This is a genomic window from Duganella sp. OV510 (assembly GCF_900100205.1).
GTDB lineage: Bacteria > Pseudomonadota > Gammaproteobacteria > Burkholderiales > Burkholderiaceae_D > Rugamonas.
This window is the reverse complement of the sequence record NZ_FNEQ01000006.1, coordinates 368,048-384,222: the sequence shown is the minus strand read 5'-3', so window position 1 is coordinate 384,222 and position 16,175 is coordinate 368,048. Positions and strand designations below refer to the sequence as shown.

Below are 16,175 nucleotides of genomic sequence, written 5' to 3'. Positions count from 1 at the left end.
GACGCTGCCGCCCGGCACTTCGCTGCTAAAGCGGAATTAGCGTCTTGATCCAGAACGCGCCGCCGGAGGAACGGTTACGAACCTCATACTGCCGCTCGTACTTCGCGGTGATCATCCAGCCTTTATCGTTTTGATAGCGCAGCGACGGACCGATCGCAAACGCCCGCCCACGGTTCCAGCCCGCTACCGCTACGCCGCCAACTTTATCATCGCTGATCTGGCGATAGATGTAGCCACTGACGCCCAAGGCCCAGCCATTACCTATCCCCCAGCCCAACGCATAGTCCGCGTGCAACTCCTGGCCGGATTTATAGTCGGTATCCTTGTTGCGGAAATTGTAGTCGTACATCAGCTTCAGATCTGCATTCAGCCCTTTGGACTGAATGTAAGAGATGGCAATCAGCGGCTCGATGTTCCAGTAGTTGCGGCCGATACTGGCGACATCGTTGCGGTCGTAACGCCCGGTCGGCGCATTGGTCTCCAGGGCCACCACGTAATGTAGCTCCGGCGAGACGTGATAGCCGAGTGCCGCTGCCAGATTGATGTCGCCGATGCCGGTGTTGCGGTTCTTATTCGACCCGACGCGCACATCGACATTCAGCAGCGGAACAATTGCATGCACGGCCAACTGACCACCGAGAACCTTTTGGTCGGTGACCCAGATGAAGCGTGGAATCACACCGGCCACGTCCGCCTTGAAGCCACCGATGGCAGCGGCAATATCGTTGCCGCGATCATCTCGCAGTTCTGTCGCATGGTAGCTGGTGGCGTACACCAGCGGATAGAATCCCGGAGGCGGCATGGCGCCGGCCAGGAAGTTTTCTACACCGTTCGGATAGATGCTGCCGCCGCCTTCTGTGGCGAGCGCAGGCGCACACAGCGCGACGCCGAACACGGCTGCCGCAGTGCAGCGCGTGCGGATACCTCGGTTACTTTTCATGATTTGTCTCCTCTATTATTTTTATCAGAATGGGTATTGCTGATTTTCAGGCTCGATGGTGATCCACTTGAGTTCCGTGAATTCATCGATGACAGCGCGGCCGTCGAACTTGCCATAGCCGCTGTGCTTGGTGCCGCCGTATGGCGACTGCGCCTCGTTCTGCACCGTTGCGCCGTTCACGTGCACGCAGCCGGCATCGATCTGCAGCGCCACCGACAGTGCGCGATGGACGTCGTGGCCGAACACGCCTGCGGACAGGCCGTAGGCAGTATCATTGGCTACCCGTACCGCCTCTTCAGCACCTTGCACCCGCACCACCGTGGTGATCGGACCAAAGGTCTCCTCGTCGTAAATACGCATGTCGGGCGTGACATGGTCCAGGATGGTGGCTGGCATCATTGCGCCTTCGGCGTGGCCGCCACACACCAGCTTGGCCCCCTTGCTGACTGCGTCATCGATCAATGCATTCAACCGTGCGCCATTCTCGTTGCTCACCATCGGGCCGATCACGCAACCTGCGGTCTTGGCCGGATCGCCAACCGGCAGTTCCTGGGCGCGTGCCGCGTACTTGCGTACAAACTCGTCGGCCACCGCCGTGTCCACCACCAGGCGCTCGGTCGACATGCAAATCTGTCCCTGATACAGGAATGAACCGAATACCGCTGCCCGCACCGCCGCGTCGACATTGGCGTCATCCAGCACCACCAGCGGCGCCTTGCCACCCAGCTCCAGCAGGCAGCGTTTCAGCTGGGTAGCAGCCTTCTGCGCGATGATGCGGCCGATTTTGGTCGAGCCGGTGAAGTTGATGCGGCGTACGGCTGGATGGGCGATCAGCGCATCGATCACGTCGGCGGCATCGGCCGGGTCGTTGGTCAGGAAGTTCAGTGCACCCGGCGGCAGGCCGGCATCCAGCAACGCCTCTGCGACCAGCAGATGTGTCCGTGGGCTCGCCTCCGAGGCCCGGAACACTACCGTGTTGCCACACACCAGCGGATAGGCAATGGCCCGCGCCGCCAGCACCACCGGGCCATTCCACGGCACGATGCTGAGCACCACGCCGGCCGGCTGGCGCACCGTCATCGACAGCGCGCCCGGCTTGTCGGTTGGGATGGTTTCGCCCTGGATTTGCGTGGCAAGGCCAGCCGCTTCGCGGAACAGATTGGCGGCCAGCATCACGTTAAAGCCGCTCCACAATTCCGAGGCGCCGACCTCATTCGCCATCGCCTCGATAAACTGCGGCGTCTTCGCCTCCAGCGCATCGGCCGCCTTCAACATGATGCGGCGGCGTTCTGTCGGGCTGGTCAGCGACCAGCTTTTAAAGGCAACGCCAGCCGAGGTTGCTGCTTTATTGGCGTCGTCCACCGTGGCGGCGGCAGCCACCGTCACTTTCTGCCCAGAGGTCGGGCTGATGCGGGCATAGGTCGCGCCACCAGCGGCGGCCACATGTTGATTGTCGATGATGAGTTTGGTATCCATGCTGTTCTCCTTTGTTTTAATAATCAGGCTTCTGCCTTCAGAATTTCCGCCATCCGCTCGCCAATCAGGACGCAGGTGGCCATGGTGGCGACCGAGACGATTTGCGGCATGATCGAGCTGTCGGCGATACGCAAGCGTTTAATACCATTCACACGCAGCTTGCTATCCACCACCGCCCGATCATCCTTGCCCATGCGGCAGGTGCCGCTTTCGTGGAAATAGGTGGTGGCGCCGTTGCGAATGAAATCTGCCATTTCCTTGCCGACCAGCTTTTTGGCTGGCGCCACTTCGCGCTTGACGTGTGCACGCATAGGCACGGAATTACCGATGTCACGGCACATCTCGATCCCGACTGCGAGTGCCTTGACGTCATCCTCATGGCTCAGGAAGTTCGCGTGCACCACCGGCTTGTCGCCGCTTTTATTCGAGCGCAGCGCAATCTGGCCACGGCTCTTAGGCTGCACCAGGCCGGCGCACAGCGCCCAGCTATTGCCCGGCGGGCTGTAGCTCTTGGCGATAACTTCGCTCGCATACGGCAGTTCGATCTGCACCAGGTTAAGATCGGGCGCGCCCTGACGCTGCTTGCTGCTTTGCATAAAGCCGGACGCTTCTGCCCCGCTATTGCGCAGATCGCCCGGCGCGGTAGATTCCCACAGGCAGCCGCCGTGCAAAATGTGGTCCTGGAAGTTCTTGCCGACTTCCGGCGCATGCATTACGGTCTTGATGCCGTGACGCTTTAGTTCCTGCTGATCGCCGATGCCGCTCAACATCAACAGCTTGGGGGTGTTGATGGCCCCGGTGGACAGGATGACTTCACGGTTGACTTTCACCTTCAGAGGCTTGCCGTCACGCGTGATTTCAACACCTGTCACTTCATTGCCGCTCAAGCTGAGACGGTCAATATGGGTATTCACCAGCAGCGTGACATTTTTCTGCCCTAACACCGGGTACAGATAGGCTTGCGCCATGCTGTGACGCTGACCGTCCTTGATGATCTGGTTCATCATCGCAAAACCGATATCGCGTTCTTCGCGTGCGCCGTTCAAGTCCTCCAGCACTGGCAAGCCGAGGGCAGCACATGCCTGCAACATGGCGGGAGCAATCGGTGCCGGATCGTGAGCAGGCTGGCACCAGACTGGACCGCCCTGACCACGATAGTGCGCGTCCGGCTTGCCTTGCCAATTTTCCATGCGACGATAGATCCCCAGCGCATGCTCATAGCCCCAATCCTGATCGCCAGTCACGGCAACCCAGTCATCAAGATTTCTCTTGAATGGCCGCGCCCAAATGGTGGCGTTGATGCTGCTGCCGCCGCCGACGACTCGTCCCATGTGCTCTGGAATGGCGCGGTTATTGACGTGCGCCGAGCGCTCCGAGACAAAAGCCCAGTCGCGCGGCGTACCCAGATTGGTAAACCACTGGCGTGGGTCGGCGATGGAAGGCGCGGTGTCCCAGTCGCCGGCCTCGATCAACAGAATCTTCACATCCGGATCTGCCGCCAGTCGGTTAACGATGGCGCAGCCGGCGCTGCCGGAACCGCATACGATGTAGTCATAGGCGTCCAGCAACGCCTTGCCCCGTTCTGCCTGATTGGCGCGGATAGCATCAAGATTGTCCGCGAGCGCACTGACGCCGGCGCCTAGCAAACCGGCCGCGCCCATAAAGCGCATAAAGTCGCGGCGGCCGATTCGGCCTTTAATAAACGCCGCTTCCAGCGACGCCTGCTGATCCTTGTTCGACATAGTCTCCTCCAGTCTGGTTAATGTCCGGCCCTCTGACGGGGTCCGATCTCTTCACAGCGTAGATCGATCATGGCTGACCGTCTTACGGAATGTGGCCAGCGCTGACGGGAAATGGCCAGAATTTGGTAGCAAACGACAAGCTTCAAATTTTGGCAATTTTCCGTTGCCGTTGACCAGATTCCGTTATCTCTCCTATCGGTGTTTCCCGTAGCCTCCTCGCACACCAAACAAGACATTCAAACAACTACAAGGAGACCTAAGATGAATGGATTCAAGAAGCGCCCTATCGCTCACGCCATCGCCATGATGATGATGTGCGGGATCAGCCAGGCGCAGAACCTATCGGAAGAAGAGAGCAACAACCAGGGCAAGATCGTCGAAGTGATGGTTACGGCGCAACGTGTTGCCCAGCCGGCGTCCAAGACGCCGGTCGCGCTCAGCGTCATCAGCGGTGATGATTTGAAAAGCGCCGGCGCGGTCAATGCATCCAGCCTTACCGACCTGGTGCCGAACGTCCAGGTGGCCAACAGCAACGGTGCCACGGTGATTGCCATCCGGGGTGTCAGCAGCGCAGACAACACCGAGAAAGGCGATCCATCGGCCTCCTTCAATATCGATGGTGTGAATATCGCCCGGCCGCAGTCAGCTGGACTGGCCTTCTACGACCTTGAACGTGTCGAAGTGCTGCGCGGCCCGCAAGGCACGCTGTACGGCCGCAACGCCACCGCCGGCGCCATCAACCTGATTACCAACAAGCCGGCGGACCGCTTCGAGGCCAGTGCGGCGGTCGAGGTGGGCAACTACAGCACGCGCAAGGTTGACGCCATGCTCAACATCAAGGTCAACGATGCGCTGGCGTTGCGCGCGGCGGTTTCCGGCAGCAAGCACGACGGCTATCTGCGCTCGACCCAGGGCTTGCAGCGCAACTTCGACGATGAAGATACGATCTCGGGCCGCATCCATGCACTGCTCAAGCTGGCCCCCTCGGTCAGCCTGCTGTTGAGTGCCGACAGCAGCGAAATGCGCGGCGCCGGTCCGTATGCAGTACCCGTGACCAGCTTCCTGTCATCCAGCGGCGACGCGCAACGTACCGCCACGCCCGATATTCAGGGCGAGATTCACAATCGCGCCCAGGGCTACAGCGCCGAGTTGAAAGCCGATGTCGGCCTCGGTGAGCTTGTATATCAGGCCGCACACCGCAGCTATGACCGCGATGAAGTGCAGCCGTTCGGCTTTGGGCTGTCCGCCCTGCCAACCTACACCTACGCCGACGCCAGCTATACGCAAAATTCGCACGAGTTACGGCTGGCATCGACGTTTGGCGCCTTCCGCACGATTGCCGGCCTATACTGGTTCAAGGAACAATCGCGGCTGGACTTCCAGGTATTGAATTTTCCGGATCTCGGCGAACTTCGCTTTGTGCAGGACCCAACGATCTCGAAGTCCAAGGCCGCGTTTGGCGACCTCACCTACAGCGTGTCGCCGGACCTGCGCCTGACCATAGGCGCGCGCCGTACCAAGGACGACAAATCGCGCCAGGGTTTCTCGCTGTATGGCAATCCGGTGGTTGCCCGCGATGTCAACGATGCTGCCGTCAGCTATGCCCAGACCACCGGCAAGCTAGGCATCGACTACACTCCAAGCAAGTCGGTCATGCTCTACACCACCCTGTCCAGCGGCTACAAGGCCGGCGGTTTCAACGATGGCACCACCGCCTCCAATCCCTTCCTGACCTATGATCCAGAAAAGCTGACCTCGCTGGAGGCGGGCGTCAAGGGCCGTTTCCTCAACAACAGCCTTCAGCTGACCGCTGCAATATTCCGCTATGACTACAAGAATCTCCAACTGACCTCGCTGGTGGCGGACCCGGTCAACGGTGCAGTCACGCAACAGACAAGGAATGCTGCCAAGGCCAAGATCTCCGGCGTGGAACTGGAAGGAAAATATGCCATCACCAACAACGACAAGATCGACTTCTCGCTGACTTATCTGGACAGCACTTACGAGAACTATCATCCGACCACCAGCATCGACTGGTCCGGCGCGCGGCTGGACAAATCACCGCGCAGTTCAGTTGGGCTTGGATACACCCATCATTGGGATCTTGCCAGTGGCGCCTCGGTCAGTGGACACATCGGCACACGCTACAGCAGCTCCTATGTGTTGAGCGATTTTTCCATCCCGCGTCAATATCGCCAGGATGGCTTTCACAAGAGCGACGCCACGCTCACCTACACGCCGGCGGCCGGTGCGTGGTATGTGCAGGCTTATGTGCGCAATATCGAGGATAAAAACGTGATGACCTCGTACACCGCACAGCCGATCGGCAACGTCAGCATTGCGCCGCCAAGACTGGCCGGCCTGCGTGTCGGCGCCACATTCTAATACTCCCGGAGACTACATGCTGAAACGCTTTTCAATTATCATTGCCGCATTGGCTGCGCACAGTCTCGCCACAGGCGCAGACTGGCGCGACAGCCGTCTGTCACCGGACGAACGAGCCCGCCTGCTGGAGCAGCAACTCACGCAGAACGAGCGCATCGGACTACTACACAGTCCACTCGCCATGGACTTGGGCGACTATAAGAAGCCGGCCAGTGTCTTGGCCTCGGCCGGCTACGTCGCTGGCGTGCCGCGACTCGGCATACCAGCGCTGCATGAAAGCGACGCCAGCCTGGGCGTCACCAACCCGCTCAATTCCCGCCCAGGCGACAGCGCCACCGCCATGCCATCCGGGTTGGCGCTGGCGTCCACCTGGAATACCCAACTAGCGCGCGCCAGCGGCGCACTGATCGGGCGCGAGGCACATGCCAAAGGCTTCAACGTACTTCTTGCCGGCGGCGTCAACCTGGCGCGCGACCCACGCGGCGGGCGCAACTTTGAATACCTGGGCGAAGATCCGCTGCTGGCCGGCATCCTCGCCGGTGAATCGATTGCCGGCGTGCAGAGCCAGCACGTGGTCTCGACCATGAAGCATTTCGCGCTGAATGCTTACGAGAACGGCCGCAATCATCACAACATCGTCATTGGCGACGCCGCCATGCAGGAAAGCGACCTGCTGGCATTCAAGCTGGCCCTTGAGCGTGGCCAGCCCGGCGCGGTCATGTGTGCCTATAACAAAGTCAACGGCGTATATGCGTGCGAAAACGAAGCATTGCTGGGCAAGGTGCTGAAGCAGGACTGGGACTACCGGGGTTGGGTCATGTCGGACTGGGGCGCCGTGCATTCGGTCGGTGCAGCCCGTGTGCTCGATCACCAATCCGGGGAACAGCTGGACCAGCAAGTCTACTTTGGCGAGCCACTGAAACAGGCGGTCGCCGCCGGCACTATTCCGCAGTCCCGGGTGTCGGACATGGCGCGCCGCATGTTGCGCTCAATGTTCGCACAGGGATTATTCGAACATCCGGCCACCCCAGCGCCTATCGATTACGCCGCCCACGCGCAAGTCGCTCAGCGCGCTGCGGCCGAAGGCATGGTCCTGCTACGCAATCGCGACCGCCTGCTGCCACTGGGCGACAACCTCAAGCGCATTGTCGTCATTGGTGGTAACGCCAGCCTCGGCGTGCTGTCCGGTGGCGGTTCTTCGCAGGTAGCGCCGTATGGCGCGCCACCGCTGATCCAACCGCTAGGCGGCGTCGGCCCGCTGGAGACGATGTTCCGGCGTGCCTTCTGGTTCGGCCCGGCACCGCTGGACGCGATCCGTGCCCATGCGGGGAAGGCCGAGATCGTATTCAACGACGGCCGCTATCCCGCCGCCGCTGCCGCGCTGGCCAAGGATGCGGAGGTGGTCATTGTTTTCGGTACACAGTGGAACGGTGAAGGCGAAGATGTGAGTGACCTGAGCTTGCCACAAGGCCAGGATGCGCTGATTGCCGCCATCACCGCCGTCAATCCGCACACGGTGGTGGTCCTGGAGACCGGCAATCCTGTGCTGATGCCGTGGCTTGAAGACAGCGGTGCGGTACTGGAAGCCTGGTACCCCGGACAATACGGCGCGGCCGCGTTGGCTGACGTGTTGTTTGGCAAAGTCAATCCATCCGGCCATCTGCCGATGACCTTTCCCAAATCGCTGGACCAATTGCCGCGTCCCCAGTTGCCTGGCCAGGGCTTGCCGCCGAACAGCGCCTTCGACATTGTGCTGAATGAAGGCGCCGACGTCGGCTATCGCTGGTTCGCCCGCAACCAGCAAGCGCCGCTATTCCCGTTCGGCTATGGCCTTTCTTACACCAGCTTCGCAGTCTCGAATCTGCAGGTCGCCGGCGGCAAAACCTTGACGGTGAGTTTTGACATTACCAATACCGGCGCACGTGCCGGCGCCGACGTGCCACAAGTATATTTAAGGTCGGCAGCAGGCAAGCCACTGCTGCGCCTGATCGGCTGGGACAAAGTGCAGTTGAACCCGGGCGCGCGGCAGCGCGTGACCTTGGTGGCCGATCCGCGCCTCCTCGCGCACTACGATCCGGCAATCAATGGCTGGAGCGTGGCGGCTGGCGAATACCGTGTCACCGTGGGCGAACATGCGAATGATGCCGCGCTTGCGGGCACAGCCCAGGTGGTGGCGCAGACCATCAGGCCCTAAGCTCGAAAACTAACGGCCAGCCACGGCACGCGTCTCTGAAGGGGTTTCGCCGAATACCTCGCGGTACTTGCGATTAAATTCGCCGAGGTGGCGAAAACCCCAGTGGTAAGCGATGTCGGCAATGGTCTTGTCATGCAAGCGCGCCTGCGAGAGTTCAGCCCTGACTCTCTGCAGACGCAAGCCGTGCAAATACTGCATCGGCGTGGTGTCGCTGGCGAGGTGGAACGCCCGCGTCAGCGAACGGATGCTACAGGAAGCTGCGTCAGCAATATCGCTGAGACGGATGTCGGCTTCCAGATGTTGATTGATGTATTCCACCGCCTGACGAAACTGTCGCGGCGTAGCCTTGACCGCATTGCTGGTCTGGTCGACGTGATAGTTGCTAGGCTGGATGTTCAACAAGGTCATCATCAGCAGTTCTTCCATGCTGGCCAATTCCATCACCGACGGCGAAGCATTCACCGTCGCCACGACGAAACGCAGCAAGGTAGTCCAGCGGTGACTGGCTTCCGAAGATGGCATCCGGTAATCGAAGCGCAAGCTGCCGTGCGGTGCCTCGTCGTGCAGCTTGAGGCTGAAGGCTTCAAAGCGGCTGCGATCAAACCTCAGTTTCAAGACTTCCGTATCCGGTTCGTACAGGAAGACAGGCCGATCCTCTTCCTGCGAAACAAAGGTGGCGCCACATTGCGCGCCATATAGCCCGTGGCGGGTTCCTAACCCAGCGCGGCCGGCAATTGCCGTGGTCACCAGCACTGCGCCCGTCAACCCCTGCGGCTCTATTTCTACTGTACGACCAAATTGGAACGTCGAGATCGCCACATTGCCACAAGTGGCAGCCCGCACATGCACCGCCTGTTCGCGGGCGGAACGCGCCAGCGCCGGACGCGCAACAAAGGCGCCCTGCAGTGTCTCGATGGCTGGCCTTGCCTCCGCCAGATCGCGCGTGGCGACTCTGGTGAAGCGATCGGATAATCTTAAACCGGCTTCGCTGAACATCACGGTGTCTCCCCATGAATTATTTTTAGTCTAATTTTCCCTGCTGCGCCAACTCCAACAACTTGTCCACCAGATGCCTCACCTTCGGCCGCAGGTGTGAGGTCCTGGGCCATACCGCATGGACATCAACCTCATGCGTGGTGAACTCGTCCAGCACCGTTACCAGTTGGCTCGCTTCAATGTGCTGCCGAAACAGCGCCAACGGCATCTGACACAGTCCTATGCCGGCCAGTGCGGCATCCATCATCGCTTCACCATCGCTGATCTGATACGTCGGTGGTGGCGCAAAACGGCTGGGCACGCCCTCTTCGGTCAGATGCCACGCCAATGGCCTGCCGCGACGATAGCCGACAATGCAGCGGTGCGCCGCAATGTCCGCCAGCGTGCGCGGCTTGCCAAACTTGCGCAAATACCCAGGGGTGGCGCAAATCACCCAGCGGTGACTGGTCAGCTTACGCGCCACCAGGTCACTGGAATCTTCCAGAGCACCGAAACGGATGGCCAGGTCAACGCCCTCCTCCAGCAAGTCGATGACGTGATCCGTGAAGGTTAGCGTCAGTTGCAACGCCGGATACGCCTTGCCTATCTCCAGCAGGATAGGCAGCATGACTTTGCGACCAAAGGCAGCCGGCATATCGACCCGTAACCTGCCTGCTGGCTCCAGCAGACGACTACCCAGGCTGCCTTCGGCTTCGGCTATTCCTTCCAGTGCCTGCGCACAGACGCCGAAATAAGCCTCGCCGTCCGCCGTCAGCGACAAGTGGCGGGTGGTGCGATGAAACAACTTGACGCCCAGCCGCTCCTCGAGCCGGGAAACTGCCTTGCCGACCGCTGATTTCGAAATTCCCAGTCTTTCTCCGGCCTCGGTAAAACTTGATGACCGCGCCACGGCGACAAAAGTGGCGATACCGCTTAATGATTCTATTTCGATCATACCAGCTCCATTGCTGCAAAACAGAGCCTCATTGTAGATAATAAGTTGACGCTATGGTGAGGCACAGCCTGTTTATCCAAAGCCGACGCTACTTTAAGCTACAACCTTTACTCACCTGGAGAACATTATGCCTGTCGTACGAGTCACCTGGTTTGAAGGCAAAGAAGCCAAAACCAAGGCAGTGGTTGCTGCCGAAATCACCGAAAGCATCGTCAAGCACACCGGCACGGATGCAAACTACATCTACGTCGTTTTTGAAGACGTCAAGCCGTCCGACTGGGCCGGTGCCGGAAAACTCTTCGGATAAGCTCGCGCAGCGTTAGAAGCTATGGCGCAGACCGGTCATCACGCCGTTCTGCGTTTTCCCCGCGCCCACCGTTCCGCCAGCATCCAGCGACACCGCCGAGGTGCCGCTATTCTTCATCCGCCCCAACGCCGCATACACCGCTGTACGCTTCGAGAAGTAATAAGTCAGGCGGCCCACCAGCATGGTGACATCGTTGTCGCTGCTTTTTTGGTTGCGGCGCGCTACCTGCGTATCGAGCGTGACAAACGGCGTTACCGGATAACTTACGCCGAGATAGTACAGATCGGTCTCGGTCAGCCCCGTCACCGCATGCGTGCTACGATCCATGACACCAGCGCCAATCCTGGCATCACCAGCTTTGAGATAGCCGTTCAGCATGAGGCGCTTGTCGCTGTTATTGCTGCTGCTAAGGCCGTTGGCCGCGCCGGTGTTGCCGTACATGATGTCATAGGCGACGTTGAAACCGTAGCCCGGCGTTTCATACCCCACCAGGCCGGTCACTTGCCGACACGCCTTGGCGTTGCCCGGGACTTCGCCACCGCAATTAGTGCCGCCCGGGCCGCCCGCAGCTGAGTTGTCGCGGCCAGTGCTGTAGGTAGCACCCACGACTACGTTGTTAAACCCGCCGTAGTAGCCAACGGCATTGTCGCTGCGCGCATTGGGGATGTAAGGGTCGATGCTGCTTATCGAGAACAGGTTCGGCCCCATGACATCCGACTTGAGCATTGCCATGAACGTCATGTTGACTTGCCGTCCAATCGTGACGGTGCCGAAATCCCCTTTCAGCCCGACCGATGCCTGCCGGCCAAACAGACGGTTACCTTGGCTTAAACCACCGGTATCCATCAACAAACCAGCTTCCAGCGTAAACACCGCCTGCAAGCCGCCGCCGAGATCTTCCGTGCCACGAAATCCGATGCGTGAAGGGAAGGAGCCGGTCAAGGTCGGCATTTTAGTGATCGAGTGGCCGGCGGCATCGGCGTTGGTGGTGTGCACAATGCCTTCGTCCAGCAAGCCATAGATGGTGACCGAGCTTTGCGCCATCGCCGTGCCGGCACTGATGGCGGCCAGCAGTGCGGCTGCGCCTTGTATCGCATTTTTCATTTTTGTCTCCGTTTTTATAGTTTGGTACTACTTACAACGCCGCTTATTCGGCGTCAGGTTGGCGTGCGGGATGGGCTTGCGCGAATGCTTCCAGCTTCTGGCATTCGGCATCAATCGCCCGCAGCGTCGGATAAGGTGCAAGATCAATGTTGAAGCGTTGCGCATTAAACAGTTGCGGCACCAGGCAGCAGTCCGCCATGGTGGGCATGTCGCCAAAACAGAAGCGGCCGCGTTGCGGCGCGCGCGCCAGCTCCTCCTCCAGTGCGTCCAGCCCCGCCTTGGTCCAGTGCGCAATCCAGGCTTGTTTGACATCGTCGGGCTGGCCCATCGGACCGGATAGGTATTTCAGCACCCGCAGGTTGTTGAGTGGATGAATATCGCAGGCCATCGCCAGCGACAGCTGACGCACATAAGCGCGGTCAGCGGCGGCTTCAGGCAATAGCGGCGAGTGAGGGTATTGCTCTTCCAGGTATTCGATAATCGCCAGCGACTGGCTGATATCGATGCCCTGCTCGCTCAGCACCGGCACTAATCGCTGCGGATTGAGCGCCGCGAACGGCGCTCCGAACTGCTCGCCGCCATTTCGGTTCAGGTGCACTGAAGCGTACTGATATGCCAACCCCTTCAGATTGAGCGCGATGCGGACGCGGTAGGCGGACGAGCTGCGGAAATAATTGTGAAGGATGCGTTCTGACATTTTAAACTCCGAGGTATTGATGAATAATTTCTGGTTCGCCGCGCAGTTTATGTGAGTCACCACTCCACACCACGATGCCCCGCTCCATCACGTAGTGACGATCGGCCAGTTTCAGCAGCGCCCCTACGTTTTTGTCGATGACGATTTGCGACAGCCCTTCCTGCTTCAGCGCCGCCAGCGCATTCCAGATTTCGGTGCGAATGATCGGCGCCAGTCCTTCGGTCGCTTCGTCCAGCACCAACAGGCGTGGATTGGTCATCAGCGCGCGGCCGATGGCCAGCATTTGCTGCTCTCCGCCGGACAACTGCCAACCGAGGTTGCTACGCCGTTCCTGCAATCGCGGGAAAAGGCGGTAGACGCGCTGCAAAGTCCACGGCTCCAGCTGGTTGGCGGCACGCGGCGCGCGCGCGGTCGCCACCAGGTTTTCCTCGACCGTCAGGTTGGTAAATATCTGCCTTCCCTCCGGCACCAGCCCCAAGCCGAGCCGCGCTATCTGGTGCGACGCCATCTGCGCCAGCGGCTGCCCGCCAAAGACGATGTTGCCGGCCTTCGCCGCCAGCAGCCCGAACAGGCATTTGATGGTGGTCGAACGGCCCATGCCGTTACGCCCGAGCAGGGTGACGACCTGACCAGCATCGACCGCCATCGACACGCCGAAAAGGGCTTGTGCATGGCCGTACGACGCCTGCAAGCCATCGATTTTCAGTAAGGTGCTCATGCTTCGATGCCCTCCTCGCCGAGGTAAACCGCCTTGACTTCAGGATGGTTCCTGATCTCGTCCGGCGTGCCGGTGAAGATCACCTTGCCGTACACCAGCACCGTGATGCGGTCGGCTAAAGCGAACACCGCGTCCATATCATGCTCAATCAACAAGATGGAATATTTACCTTTGAGCCCCGCCAGCATCCGGACCACAGCATGGGATTCCTGCACGCTCATACCGGCCATCGGCTCATCCAGCAGCAGGAATTTGGGCTTGGCTGCCAATGCCATCGCCAGTTCCAGTTGCCGACGTTGGCCGTAGGCGAGATCGCCGGCCATGGCTTCGGCCTGATGCGCCAATCCACATGCGGCCAGTGCCTCGTCAGCCTGGCGCGCCAGATCGCGTCGACCGAGTAGCGGCAGCCAGAATCGGAAGCCGTGCTCGCGCGCTCCCAACGCCGCGAGGGTGACGTTTTCCCGCACCGTGAACTGCTCGAAGATCGAGGTGATCTGATACGACCGTAGCAAGCCACGCCGCGCACGCTGATCGATCGGCAAGCCGGTAACGTCTTCGCCGTTGAAATGGATGGCGCCGCTGTTGGAAGCCAGTTCACCCGAGAGCTGGTTGATCAGCGTGGTCTTGCCTGCACCGTTCGGGCCAATGATGGCGTGTAGCTCACCGGGACGAATATCGAGCGAAACGTGATCGGTTACCAGAATACCGCCGTAGCGCTTGACCAGCGCCGAAGTCTGAAGCGCGCTCATGGATGCTCTCCAGCCGGCACTGCCACCCCAGCCTCGGGCTTTGCCGCTTTTGGAGCCGGGCGACGGGCACCCCAGCTGTCCAGCAGCCCGGCGATGCCGCCCTTGCCCAACACGCCGATCAGGACAATCACCAGACCAAACACGGCCATCCAATATTCGGTAGCCATTTTCAGCACCTCCTCCAGGCCGAGGAAAGCCAGCGCACCCAGCAATGGGCCAAACACGGTGCCGATACCACCTAGTACAATCATGACGATCAGATCGCCGGAGATCATCCAAGTCAGCGTCGACGGCGAGGCAAAGGCTGTCAGATTGGCCAGCAGCATGCCGGCCACGCCGCACAACACTGCAGACAGCACATAAGCCGCCAACTGGTAGCGCGTACTGCGCAGGCCGATCGCATTGATGCGACGTGGGTTCTGCCGTGCGCCACGCAGCACCATGCCGAACGGCGCCACCCGCAAGCGCGCGGTCCACCACAGCACCAGCGCCAACAAGCCAAGCGCCACCCAGTACACGGTACCGGCCTGCCCCAGATCGGCGCCGAAGAACTTGCTGGTAGCGGCGATGGTGGTGCCGTCGTCACCGCCATACTGCTTCAGGCTGACAAACACAAAGTAGCCCATCTGCGCGAAGGCGAGCGTAATCATGATGAAGCCTATACCGGAAGTGCGCAGGCTGACTGCGCCAGTGACCAGCCCGACCAGGCCGCACACCAGCACGCAACACAACAAATGCAGCCAGCCGTTGTCGATGCCGTGGAACGCCGGAATCGCCACGCTGTACGCGCCCAGTCCCAGGAACAAGGCATGACCCAGGCTGACCAGGCCGCCGAAGCCCAGCGCCAGGTTCAGAGCGCTGGCGGCAATCGCATAAATGATGATGCGGGCGAAAAACGCCAGATAAAATGGCTGTTCCGTCAACTGCGCGATGGCTGGCACGGCTGCCAACGCGAGCAGCAACAACAGCGGGACTAGCACCGCTGGCTTCAGGGATATGGCGTTCATCAACTTCTCCCGGCAGGGAACAGGCCCTGCGGACGGATGGCCAGCACTAGCGCCATCAAGACATAAATCAGCATCGATGCCAGTGCCGGCCCCGCCGCATTGGCGACCTCGCGACTGGCGACTTCGCGCAGCAAGGCTGGCAGGAAAGCGCGGCCCAGCGTGTCGGCCACGCCGACGATCAGCGCGGCATAGAAAGCCCCGCTAATCGAACCGATGCCGCCGATGACGATCACTACCAGGGTGGTGATCAGCACCGGCTCGCCCATACCGGACTGGATCGACAGAATGGGGCCGGCCATGACGCCGGCCAAGCCCGCCAGTGCCGCGCCCAGCGCAAACAGCAAGGCGTTGAGCAGTTTGATGTCCACACCTAGCGCGCCGACCATGGCTGGATTGACAGCGCCAGCGCGGATCAGCATGCCAAGGCGCGTCTTGTGCATCAACAGATGCGCTCCCAACGCCACCAGCAAGCCAACCACGATGATCGCGAAGCGGTACGACGGATAGCTGATGCCCAGCAGATCGACCGTGCTTTCCAGGAAAGCTGGCACCGGAAGGAAGTAAGGCTGCGGCCCCCAGACGATACGCACCAGCTCATTGAAGAACAGCACCATGCCGAAGGTAGCCAGCACATGGTCGAGGTGATCGCGCCGATACAAGCGGGAGATCGCCAATCGCTCAAGCAAGAAACCCAGCACCACGCAGCCGCCCACACCAGCCAGCAGGGCCAGCCCGAACGACTCGGTATGCGTGTATGCGCTCGCTGCGAAGTAGGCGCCCAGCATATACAGCGAACCGTGCGCCAGATTGACGAAGCTCATGATGCCGAACACCAGCGTCAGCCCCGCCGCCAACAGGAATAGCAACACCCCCAACTGCAAGCCATTCAGCAGTTGGGTCAATAACAGACTCATACTCATGATCCG

General features: G+C 60.3%; 14 protein-coding genes. 3 read left to right on the top strand and 11 right to left on the bottom strand.

Annotated elements, in window-relative coordinates; translation table 11 throughout:
- Nucleotides 1–25: 25 nt before the first annotated feature.
- The 3 genes from BLS51_RS18190 to BLS51_RS18180 are packed head-to-tail and all read right to left on the bottom strand — an operon-like array spanning nt 26 to nt 4,158.
- A complete protein-coding gene (locus BLS51_RS18190; protein ID WP_090185770.1) occupies nt 26–940 on the bottom strand; it encodes a SphA family protein in 915 nt (304 codons plus the stop codon).
- A 24-nt stretch (nt 941–964) separates the two neighbouring features.
- Complete coding sequence (locus BLS51_RS18185) at nt 965–2,416, bottom strand: aldehyde dehydrogenase (protein ID WP_090185766.1); 1,452 nt, start codon at nt 2,414–2,416, stop codon at nt 965–967.
- A 23-nt stretch (nt 2,417–2,439) separates the two neighbouring features.
- The gene (locus BLS51_RS18180; RefSeq protein ID WP_090185762.1) at nt 2,440–4,158 is read right to left on the bottom strand and encodes a GMC family oxidoreductase; all 1,719 of its coding nucleotides are present in this window, start codon (nt 4,156–4,158) and stop codon (nt 2,440–2,442) included.
- Nucleotides 4,159–4,419: 261 nt separating this feature from the next.
- Between BLS51_RS18180 and BLS51_RS18175 the strand changes: the two genes are divergently transcribed.
- Together BLS51_RS18175 and BLS51_RS18170 are read left to right on the top strand one after the other, a co-directional pair.
- Nucleotides 4,420–6,543, top strand: a complete 2,124-nt coding sequence (locus BLS51_RS18175) for a TonB-dependent receptor (protein ID WP_090185757.1) — start codon at nt 4,420–4,422, stop codon at nt 6,541–6,543.
- 16 nt (nt 6,544–6,559) lie between these two features.
- Complete coding sequence (locus tag BLS51_RS18170; RefSeq protein ID WP_090185752.1) at nt 6,560–8,737, top strand: beta-glucosidase; 2,178 nt, start codon at nt 6,560–6,562, stop codon at nt 8,735–8,737.
- Between the two features lie 9 nt (nt 8,738–8,746).
- Here BLS51_RS18170 and BLS51_RS18165 read toward each other — a convergent pair whose 3' ends face one another.
- Nucleotides 8,747–9,733 (bottom strand): AraC family transcriptional regulator, encoded by a 987-nt coding sequence (locus BLS51_RS18165; protein WP_090185749.1) that lies wholly within the window; start codon nt 9,731–9,733, stop codon nt 8,747–8,749.
- Between the two features lie 25 nt (nt 9,734–9,758).
- On the bottom strand, nt 9,759–10,667 hold the full coding sequence (locus BLS51_RS18160; protein WP_090185745.1) for a LysR family transcriptional regulator: 909 nt from the start codon (nt 10,665–10,667) through the stop codon (nt 9,759–9,761).
- 127 nt (nt 10,668–10,794) lie between these two features.
- On the opposite strand from BLS51_RS18160, the gene BLS51_RS18155 reads away from it, so the two are divergent.
- Complete coding sequence (locus BLS51_RS18155) at nt 10,795–10,974, top strand: tautomerase family protein (protein WP_090185740.1); 180 nt, start codon at nt 10,795–10,797, stop codon at nt 10,972–10,974.
- Between the two features lie 12 nt (nt 10,975–10,986).
- Here the strand turns inward: BLS51_RS18155 and BLS51_RS18150 are convergent, their stop codons facing one another.
- From BLS51_RS18150 to BLS51_RS18125, 6 genes are read right to left on the bottom strand one after another with little or no spacing between them, the layout of a single operon-like run.
- Nucleotides 10,987–12,078 carry a porin gene (locus tag BLS51_RS18150; protein WP_090185737.1) on the bottom strand — a complete coding sequence of 364 codons (1,092 nt, stop codon included), beginning with the start codon at nt 12,076–12,078 and terminating at the stop codon, nt 10,987–10,989.
- Nucleotides 12,079–12,121: 43 nt separating this feature from the next.
- Complete coding sequence (gene maiA, locus BLS51_RS18145; RefSeq protein ID WP_090185734.1) at nt 12,122–12,775, bottom strand: maleylacetoacetate isomerase; 654 nt, start codon at nt 12,773–12,775, stop codon at nt 12,122–12,124.
- A gap of 1 nt (nt 12,776) precedes the next feature.
- The gene (locus BLS51_RS18140; protein ID WP_090185729.1) at nt 12,777–13,493 is read right to left on the bottom strand and encodes an ABC transporter ATP-binding protein; all 717 of its coding nucleotides are present in this window, start codon (nt 13,491–13,493) and stop codon (nt 12,777–12,779) included.
- Nucleotides 13,490–14,242 (bottom strand): ABC transporter ATP-binding protein, encoded by a 753-nt coding sequence (locus BLS51_RS18135; RefSeq protein WP_090185726.1) that lies wholly within the window; start codon nt 14,240–14,242, stop codon nt 13,490–13,492. Before BLS51_RS18135 ends, BLS51_RS18140 begins: the two co-directional genes overlap by 4 nt.
- The gene (locus BLS51_RS18130) at nt 14,239–15,249 is read right to left on the bottom strand and encodes a branched-chain amino acid ABC transporter permease (protein WP_090185722.1); all 1,011 of its coding nucleotides are present in this window, start codon (nt 15,247–15,249) and stop codon (nt 14,239–14,241) included. The genes BLS51_RS18135 and BLS51_RS18130 overlap by 4 nt, the downstream gene beginning before the upstream one ends.
- The gene (locus BLS51_RS18125) at nt 15,249–16,169 is read right to left on the bottom strand and encodes a branched-chain amino acid ABC transporter permease (RefSeq protein ID WP_090185719.1); all 921 of its coding nucleotides are present in this window, start codon (nt 16,167–16,169) and stop codon (nt 15,249–15,251) included. Before BLS51_RS18125 ends, BLS51_RS18130 begins: the two co-directional genes overlap by 1 nt.
- Nucleotides 16,170–16,175: the final 6 nt, after the last annotated feature.

What these genes read in the sequence shown, in the direction of transcription:
- BLS51_RS18180 (WP_090185762.1), bottom strand. Translation starts at nt 4,158, where the DNA reads ATGTCGAACAAGGATCAGCAGGCGTCGCTGGAAGCGGCGTTTATTAAA.
- BLS51_RS18185 (WP_090185766.1), bottom strand. Translation starts at nt 2,416, where the DNA reads ATGGATACCAAACTCATCATCGACAATCAACATGTGGCCGCCGCTGGT.
- BLS51_RS18140 (WP_090185729.1), bottom strand. Translation starts at nt 13,493, where the DNA reads ATGAGCACCTTACTGAAAATCGATGGCTTGCAGGCGTCGTACGGCCAT.
- BLS51_RS18135 (WP_090185726.1), bottom strand. Translation starts at nt 14,242, where the DNA reads ATGAGCGCGCTTCAGACTTCGGCGCTGGTCAAGCGCTACGGCGGTATT.
- BLS51_RS18155 (WP_090185740.1), top strand. Translation starts at nt 10,795, where the DNA reads ATGCCTGTCGTACGAGTCACCTGGTTTGAAGGCAAAGAAGCCAAAACC.
- BLS51_RS18125 (WP_090185719.1), bottom strand. Translation starts at nt 16,169, where the DNA reads ATGAGTATGAGTCTGTTATTGACCCAACTGCTGAATGGCTTGCAGTTG.
- BLS51_RS18165 (WP_090185749.1), bottom strand. Translation starts at nt 9,733, where the DNA reads ATGTTCAGCGAAGCCGGTTTAAGATTATCCGATCGCTTCACCAGAGTC.
- maiA (WP_090185734.1), bottom strand. Translation starts at nt 12,775, where the DNA reads ATGTCAGAACGCATCCTTCACAATTATTTCCGCAGCTCGTCCGCCTAC.
- BLS51_RS18190 (WP_090185770.1), bottom strand. Translation starts at nt 940, where the DNA reads ATGAAAAGTAACCGAGGTATCCGCACGCGCTGCACTGCGGCAGCCGTG.
- BLS51_RS18160 (WP_090185745.1), bottom strand. Translation starts at nt 10,667, where the DNA reads ATGATCGAAATAGAATCATTAAGCGGTATCGCCACTTTTGTCGCCGTG.
- BLS51_RS18170 (WP_090185752.1), top strand. Translation starts at nt 6,560, where the DNA reads ATGCTGAAACGCTTTTCAATTATCATTGCCGCATTGGCTGCGCACAGT.
- BLS51_RS18130 (WP_090185722.1), bottom strand. Translation starts at nt 15,249, where the DNA reads ATGAACGCCATATCCCTGAAGCCAGCGGTGCTAGTCCCGCTGTTGTTG.
- BLS51_RS18175 (WP_090185757.1), top strand. Translation starts at nt 4,420, where the DNA reads ATGAATGGATTCAAGAAGCGCCCTATCGCTCACGCCATCGCCATGATG.
- BLS51_RS18150 (WP_090185737.1), bottom strand. Translation starts at nt 12,078, where the DNA reads ATGAAAAATGCGATACAAGGCGCAGCCGCACTGCTGGCCGCCATCAGT.